This is a genomic window from Marinobacter sp. DUT-3 (assembly GCF_050379435.1).
Taxonomy (GTDB): Bacteria; Pseudomonadota; Gammaproteobacteria; order Pseudomonadales; family Oleiphilaceae; genus Marinobacter.
On the sequence record NZ_JBNRMG010000008.1, the window covers coordinates 259665 to 267412 of the forward strand.

At 56.5% G+C, this 7748-nt stretch carries 7 protein-coding genes; 3 read left to right on the forward strand and 4 right to left on the reverse strand.

Features of this window, described 5'->3' with window-relative positions:
* Positions 1–9: 9 nt before the first annotated feature.
* The 3 genes from ACQUWM_RS13370 to ACQUWM_RS13380 are packed head-to-tail and all read right to left on the reverse strand — an operon-like array spanning position 10 to position 2208.
* Positions 10–756: an amino acid ABC transporter ATP-binding protein gene (locus tag ACQUWM_RS13370; RefSeq protein ID WP_407001775.1), complete on the reverse strand. Its 747-nt coding sequence runs from the start codon at positions 754–756 to the stop codon at positions 10–12.
* On the reverse strand, positions 753–1427 hold the full coding sequence (locus ACQUWM_RS13375) for an amino acid ABC transporter permease (protein ID WP_407001776.1): 675 nt from the start codon (positions 1425–1427) through the stop codon (positions 753–755). Before ACQUWM_RS13375 ends, ACQUWM_RS13370 begins: the two co-directional genes overlap by 4 nt.
* Before the next feature lie 25 nt (positions 1428–1452).
* Positions 1453–2208 carry an amino acid ABC transporter substrate-binding protein gene (locus ACQUWM_RS13380; protein WP_407001777.1) on the reverse strand — a complete coding sequence of 252 codons (756 nt, stop codon included), beginning with the start codon at positions 2206–2208 and terminating at the stop codon, positions 1453–1455.
* 129 nt (positions 2209–2337) lie between these two features.
* Between ACQUWM_RS13380 and ACQUWM_RS13385 the strand changes: the two genes are divergently transcribed.
* On the forward strand, positions 2338–3396 hold the full coding sequence (locus ACQUWM_RS13385; protein WP_407001778.1) for a methyltransferase domain-containing protein: 1059 nt from the start codon (positions 2338–2340) through the stop codon (positions 3394–3396).
* Positions 3397–3417: 21 nt separating this feature from the next.
* Here the strand turns inward: ACQUWM_RS13385 and ACQUWM_RS13390 are convergent, their stop codons facing one another.
* On the reverse strand, positions 3418–4173 hold the full coding sequence (locus tag ACQUWM_RS13390; protein WP_428922479.1) for a YiiX/YebB-like N1pC/P60 family cysteine hydrolase: 756 nt from the start codon (positions 4171–4173) through the stop codon (positions 3418–3420).
* Between the two features lie 312 nt (positions 4174–4485).
* On the opposite strand from ACQUWM_RS13390, the gene ACQUWM_RS13395 reads away from it, so the two are divergent.
* Positions 4486–6696: an FAD-dependent oxidoreductase gene (locus tag ACQUWM_RS13395; RefSeq protein ID WP_428922480.1), complete on the forward strand. Its 2211-nt coding sequence runs from the start codon at positions 4486–4488 to the stop codon at positions 6694–6696.
* Positions 6662–7633, forward strand: a complete 972-nt coding sequence (locus ACQUWM_RS13400) for a radical SAM protein (protein ID WP_428922481.1) — start codon at positions 6662–6664, stop codon at positions 7631–7633. The genes ACQUWM_RS13395 and ACQUWM_RS13400 overlap by 35 nt, the downstream gene beginning before the upstream one ends.
* The last annotated feature ends 115 nt before the right edge of the window (positions 7634–7748 follow it).

The following is a 7748-nucleotide window of genomic DNA, read 5'->3' on the forward strand; positions in this document are numbered from 1 at the left end:
TGACCAACTTCACACTGGATTGGTAGCCAGGATCTTTTTCAGGAAATCCTTGGTACGGGGATCCTTCGGATTGTAGAAGATTTCGCTGGGTGGTCCCTGCTCCACAATGCGGCCACCATCGATAAAGATCACCCGGTCGGCCACGTCCCGGGCGAATGACATTTCATGGGTGACCACCATCATGGTCTGGCGCTCTGAGGCCAGCTGTTTCATCAGCCCCAACACTTCCTCCACCCACTCGGGGTCCAGGGACGACGTCGGTTCATCAAAGAGGATGACTTCGGCGCCGGCGGCCATCGCGCGGCCAATACCGACCCGTTGTTGCTGGCCCCCGGACATGGACGCCGGATAGGCATCTGCTTTTTCGCCCAAGCCGATTTGATCAAGGATCTCGCGCGCTCTTCGATAAGCCTTTTCTTTGGGCCATTTATCCACCACCAGCAGACGTTCAGCGATGTTCTGCAGGGCGGTTTTGTTGGCAAACAGCGCGTAGTTCTGGAATACGAATGCGGTTCGCCGCCGCATGGAGAGAATATCCGCTCGACTGGCCTGCTTTACATCCACGGTAAGATCGCCCACGGTCATGGTACCGGCGGTGGGTTGTTCCAGGAAATTGATGCAGCGCAGCAGGGTGGATTTGCCGGTTCCCGAGGGACCAATGATCACGACGATTTCGCCTTTCTCAATCGTGAGGTCGATGCCGTCGAGGACCACCGTCTTGCCAAAATGTTTGCTCAGTGATTCCAGTTTGATCATCGGCTATAGGCCTTGTTCAGGCGGATCTCCAGGTAGTGCTGAAGCTTTGAAAGCAGTTCAACCACGATCCAGTAAATGATGGCAGCCACAATGAACGCCTCGAAGTACAGGAAGCTGCCTGACGCCTCTTTCTGGGTGGCGCCCATCAGTTCCGTGACCCCCAATGTGAATGCGAGAGAGGTCGCCTTGATCATGTCGATGAAATAGTTCATCAGCGTGGGCAGCGCGACCCGGGTGGCCTGGGGCAGGACGATCCGCCGCATCATCTGGCCGTTGGTCATGCCGATCGACAGCGCCGCTTCAGTCTGGCTGCGGTCGACACCAACGATGGCGGCACGGATCGATTCGGCCATGTAGGCGGAGAAGTGCATGGTCAGGCCCATGATGGTTGCGGTAATGCCGTCTATTACGGTTAATGCACTGACCAGTTGTGGCAAACCGTAGTAGAACAGGAACAGCTGCACCAGCAGCGGTGTGCCCCTGAAGAAAGAAATGAATACGATGGTCAGCTGGTTGAGCACCGGAATGCGCAGCACCCGGACGACGGCAAACAGGCAGGCGAGAATCAGCGCCAGGACCATCCCGATACCCGCTAACTGCAGAGTGAGGGGCAGGTACCTGAGCAGAACAGGTACCAGCCCAAGCATGTAGTCGACGTTCAAAACGTCCATAGGAAATCAGACCTCGGTGTGCCCCTCAGGGCTGGGTGATGTCCGTGCCGAACCACTTTTCTGAAATGGACGCCAGGGTTCCGTTGTCACGTAGGGTCGCCAGGGCTTTGTTGACCTCGTCCCGCAGGGCTCGCCCGGCCTCAGTATCCTGGAACGGGTAGGCGTTGGTGATCTGGGAGAACGTTGGGCCGGCAAGTGCGAGCGGCAGGGGCTTCTCCTTGATGATCTGACTGGCGCTGACCCTGTCCATCACGAAGGCATCAACACGGCCAAGAGCTGTGTCCCGTTCCAGGTTGCTGTCATAGGTCTTGATGTTGATTTCATCGGCGTAGGGCAGCTCCCGTAGCAGGTCTTCGAAATTCGAGCCCAGGTTCACTGCGACGGTTTTGCCCTTCAGGTCTTCCACACCCTGAATCTCGGTGTTGCCTTCCTTGACCACCACCTGGGCGCCGTCATAGACGTAGGGATCGCTGAAAATATACGCTTTCTGGCGTTCTTCGGTGATGGTGATCTGGTTGGCGACAGTATCGATGCGCCCCGATTCCAGCATGCCAAACAGGCCGGAAAAGTTGGCGGTTTGGTACTTGATGTCCCGCCCCATCTCTTTGGCCAGGGCGTTCATGATATCGACGTCAAAGCCTTTGAGTTCATCCTGCTCAACAAACGTAAACGGGAAATACTGGCCGGACATCCCGACTCTTAACGGGTTATCCTGCGCAAGCAAAGGTGCGCTTGCCAACAGGGAGATTATCATTAACGTAGTGACCAATAGTGTTTTCATAAAGCCTCCTTTCGGCGGGTATCGTACCTGAAGCATAGACTGGGGTTAAAATTGGGCAATGACACTAAGGAGTTATGCCGAGGTCTGCTGAACACGTGTTTTTAATTTGACGACAAAGCGAGGAATACCATGGTCCATGATCAGGTAAAGGACTATTACGGGAAAGTGTTGCAAAAATCCGATGACCTGCAGACCAATGCCTGTTGCACCGATGAAGCCATGCCCGGTCATCTGAAGCCGATTATTGGCAAGATCCACGATGAAGTGCTTATGAAGTATTACGGTTGTGGCCTGGTAGCACCGGAACAGTTGGAAGGCATGCGGATTCTTGATCTTGGCAGCGGTTCTGGCCGGGACGTTTATGCACTGGCTGCCCTGGTCGGGGAGTCAGGGGAAGTGGTCGGCGTCGATATGACTGATGAACAGCTGGAGGTGGCGCGCCGGCACGTGGATTACCATGCCGATGCCTTTGGTTTTGCCAAGCCCAATGTCCGTTTCCTCAAGGGCTATATCGAGAAACTGGACGAGCTGGATCTCGAGCCCGGCAGCTTTGACATCATCGTCTCCAACTGCGTGATCAACCTCTCTCCGGACAAACCAGCGGTATTGAAGGAAGCCTATCGTCTGCTGAAACCGGGTGGCGAAATGTACTTTTCGGACGTCTATTCCGATCGGAGAATTCCCGAGTCTCTGGTTAATGATCCGGTGTTGTACGGCGAATGCCTCAGTGGCGCACTGTACTGGAATGATTTTGAGAATATGGCAAAAGCCGCCGGTTTTGCCGACCCGCGCCTGGTGAAAGACAGTCCCATCACCATCAACAGTGCCGCGCAAAAGGAAAAAACCGGCCCGATCCGCTTTTTCTCGGCCACCTACCGGCTGTTCAAGCTGGAGGGCTTGGAGCCGGCTTGTGAGGATTATGGCCAGGCGGTTATCTACAAGGGTTCCATTGCAAACCACGAACATCGTTTCGTACTGGACAAGCACCACGACATCGCCGCCGACAAGGTGTTCCCGGTGTGCGGTAACACCTACCGTATGCTCCATGACACCCGCTTCCGTGAACACTTCGAGTTTATTGGAGAGGGCAAGACCCACTACGGCATCTTCGAAGGTTGTGGTGTCGGCCTGCCATTCGACAGCGATCAGGCCGACAGTGACAATAACCCGGGCGGGGGCTGTTGCTGAGCGCCGGCCACCGCCGTAGGCTCACTGATCCTCCCACTCGATGGCCCGGTAGTCGAAATCGCCCTCAATGGTGGGTTTGATAATCCGGAAATAGGGTGAGGCATCAAAGTCCCTCGGCGTGAACAGGGAGTGGTGCCGGATACGGAACCGCTCAATCTCGCAGTCCTCGCAGTCCGGGTCATCCGCCGGAAGTGTTTTAACCACTGGCAGGATCGGATAGCGCAGCTGCTGGAACCCTTCGGCAATAAAGGTTGAACAGATGGCCCGGGTGGGATCACCGCTCCCGAATGCCAGCAGTTTGTGTCTGTGACGTGCTGGCACCGGGGGTGTTGGAAACAGATACCGTGCCAGATCAAACACGTTTTTCATGTCGTATTGCTGGCCCTGGCGGAGGATGGCGTATTCCGTCAACTGCTGAATGTCACTGGCACTGAGGCCGACCGGTCGACAGATGCGGGTGTGAGCATGACGGTAAAAAGACAGTGGTAGCGGGCGAATGCCTTCTTCAAGGTCAGCCTCAATAAGGACGTTAGGCTCCCCGCTGTCTGCAATTCCCAAGCCGGCCTCCGGTCCGAGATACAGGGCTGCGTGAGACCAGGTGGACTGGGTCAGGTACTTGATCGCGACACTGACCCGCGTGTTCCCATCCACCAGCAGAACGTCTCCCGGCTGAATGGCATCGATCAGTGCTTCCCAGGTTGATGTCCTGATGGAATGCCGGGTGATCTGTTTGGAAAGGTAGGCGGCCAGTCGTCTGGAAAGCCAGTTCAGAAGCATGCATTACCCCGGTAGCGTCTATGTGGTTCTTGATAACATAGACAAACAATCGGGAACACCGTTACCCGGCAGTTCTGAACAATGTCTTCCGATACCGCAAAAGTTCCTGGTGAACATCAACCAACGTCGTGATCAATTTGTTAAAGAATTATGAGCCCAGGTTGACACATGTTGTGCCGGGATCACGTACAACGGGATATGACAGCAGGGCGCTGCGACATTGATTTCAATTTTTCTGTAACACTTTCGCCAATCGTGTGTCATAGCGGCATCGAGTGACCGATAACAAGTACAGGCAACAAGGATTAATTCATGACATCGAAAAAATGGATGCTGGTCGCATTGATCGCGGCAGTGGTCATCGGGTTTATTGTCAGCGGTGGTGATGAACTGCTGACGTTAGAGAACCTCAAGGAAAACCAGCAGCTTCTGGAAGACTGGATTGACCGGAACCTGGTGGTTGCGGTGTTGGGATTTTTCCTGATCTATGTGCTTGTTACAGCGCTGTCACTGCCTGGTGCGGCGATTATGACCCTGGCGGGTGGAGCTTTCTTTGGTCTCTCCATTGGTGTTGCGGTGGCGTCACTTGCTTCAACACTTGGGGCCACACTGGCCTTTCTCGTCGCGAGGTTTGTGCTCAGGGAGCCCCTCCGCCGCAAATATGCCGACATCATAGCCCGAATGGATCGTGGGGTTGAGAAAGACGGCGCGTTTTATCTGGCGACCATGCGGCTGATACCCCAGTTCCCGTTCTTTTTGATTAATATCGCCATGGGGCTTACTGCCATTAAGCTGAAGACCTACACCCTGGTAAGTTGGATCACCATGTTGCCAGCCACGTTTGTCTTTGTACTTGCTGGCACTGAGCTGGGGAGTGTTCAGTCATTGGGCGATATTTTCTCAGTAGAAATCCTGGTGTCATTCGGACTGTTGGCAACGTTTCCCCTGATCGCGAAGTTCGTGGTGGGCTTCATCCGTCGTCGTCGGGTCTACGCGGGCTGGCAAAAGCCTGAATCATTCGACTACAACCTGCTGGTGATCGGCGGCGGTTCCGCCGGTCTGGTCTCGGCCTATATTGCCGCCGCCGTGAAAGCGAAGGTGGCCCTGATCGAAAAACACAAGATGGGCGGTGACTGCCTGAACACCGGGTGCGTACCCTCCAAGGCATTAATTCGCAGCGCTAAGGCGGCGGATACCCTGCGCCATGCCAATCGCTATGGTCTGGAATCGGTACCGGTGAAAGGCTCGTTCAGGAACATCATGAACCGGGTGCAGGAGGTAATCGCCAAGGTAGAACCCCATGACTCCCCCGAACGCTATCGGAAACTGGGGGTGGAATGCATCTTTGGCGAGGCAACGTTCGTATCTCCCTGGGAACTGGAAGTAAAGCACAACGACGGTCGTACCGAGCGGCTGACAGCGAGAAGTATTGTGGTCGCCACCGGTGGCAAGCCGGCCATGCCACCGATACCGGGGCTTGATGATATGAACCCGTTGAACTCAGACAATCTGTGGCAATTGCAGGAGCAGCCGCAGCGCTTGCTGGTGCTGGGCGGCGGACCTATTGGCTCCGAGCTGGCCCATGCCTTTGGCCGTCTGGGCAGCAAGGTCACCCAGGTGGAGATGGGTGATCGCCTGCTGGTGAAAGAAGACGTTGAGGTCTCCGAGCTGATCCGGAAACAGTTCGAGCGTGATGGCATCGACCTGAGGCTGAACCACGCTGCCAAAGAGTTCGCGATTGAGGACGGGGAGAAAGTGGTGTACTGCGAGCACCAGGGCGAACGTGTCCGGATTGCCTTTGACGAAGTGCTGGTGGCCGTGGGCCGTGCGGCCAATACCGAAGGTCTGGGCCTCAGTAATATCGGCGTTGAAACTCTGCCCAATGGCACCGTGCCGGTAGAGGAAGACATGAGCCTGCGCTTCCCCAACGTATTTGCCTGTGGTGATGTGGCCGGCCCTTACCAGTTTACCCATGCGGCGGCCCATCAGGCCTGGTACGCGGCGGTGAACGGCCTGTTTGGCCAGTTCAAGCGTTTCAGGGTGGATTACCGGGTCATGCCCTGGGTGACCTTCACCTCACCGGAAGTGGCCCGGGTAGGTCTCAGCGAAGCCGAGGCAAAGGAGCAAAGGATAGCCTACGAGGTCACCCGTTATGAGTTGGACGATCTGGACCGTGCCATTACCGAAAGCGAGGACTATGGCTTTATCAAGGTGCTGACGCCGACGGGCAAGGACAAAATCCTGGGGGCAGTAGTAGTCGGTTCCCACGCCGGGGAAATACTCGCGGAATTCACCCTGGCGATGAAACACGGCCTGGGCCTGAACAAGATCCTGGGAACGATCCACCCCTACCCGACCTGGAACGAATCGGCCAAATACGCCGCCGGCGAATGGAAACGCGCCCATGCACCCCAGGGCATTCTGAACCTGCTGGAAAAGCTGCACGGCTGGCGCCGTGGCAAAAACACGAAATCACCGAGGAGCACCTATGCCCCTGACCGAAACCCGACCGGCCCGCAGTAAACGAATCCCGGCCGTGGAAGTCCTCGAACCCAGGGCGTTCGACAGCTGGACCCATACCCGCAACGGCGACCCGCGCGGCTACATCGACGCGGATAAGCTGAAGGAGCTGTGGATCCACACCGGCACCGCCTGCAACCTGGCCTGCCCGTTCTGTCTCGAGGGCTCTCACCCCGGTGACGGTCGGATTCCGGGCATGAAGCTGAGCGATGTAAAACCCTTTATCCACGAAGCCATCGACATGGGTGTGGAGCAGTTTTCCTTCACCGGCGGCGAGCCCTTCGTGATCCGGGATTTCGTCAACATTCTGAATTACGCCAGCCAGCATCGGCCCTGTTTCGTTCTGACCAACGCCACCGAGCCACTGCTGAAGCGCCGCCACCAGGTGTTGCCGTTGCTGGATAACCCCTACGAGATCCACTTCCGGGTCAGCCTGGATTTCCCGGACCGCGCCCGCCATGACAAGGATCGCGGCGAAGGCAGTTTCGAACAGGCACTGGAGGGCATCCGCTGGCTGATCGACCAGGGCTTCAAAGTGTCCATTGCACGCCAGACCGATCCCGAGGAAATCCCGGCTGATGTTGAGGCGGCATTTTGCGAGATTTTCCGCGAATGGCGTATTCCCGAGAATCTGGCGTTCACCGCCTTCCCGGATCTGGGCACGCCGGGTTCCGAAGATGGCAGTCCGGAGATCACCGAAACCTGCATGGAAAAGTACCCGACCAAGGAAAGCCGGGCTCATTTCATGTGCACCTATACGCGGATGCTGGTGAAAAAGGGCGATCAGGTTCGGGTCTATGCCTGCACGCTGGTGGACGATGATCCCCAGTACGACCTCGGCGGCACACTGGCCGAGAGCATGGATGAGCGCATCATGTTGCGGCATCACCGGTGTTTTGCCTGCTATCGGTTTGGTGCAAGTTGTTCGGAGCCTGGCTGATTCGGGTTCCGGGGTTGTGTTCTATAGCCTGCGGGCTTTGAGTTGCGGCCTTCGGGGTTGGGGAGACCCTCCAAAACGAGAACCGTGGCTTCTCTGACTGTTTTGGAGGGTCTCC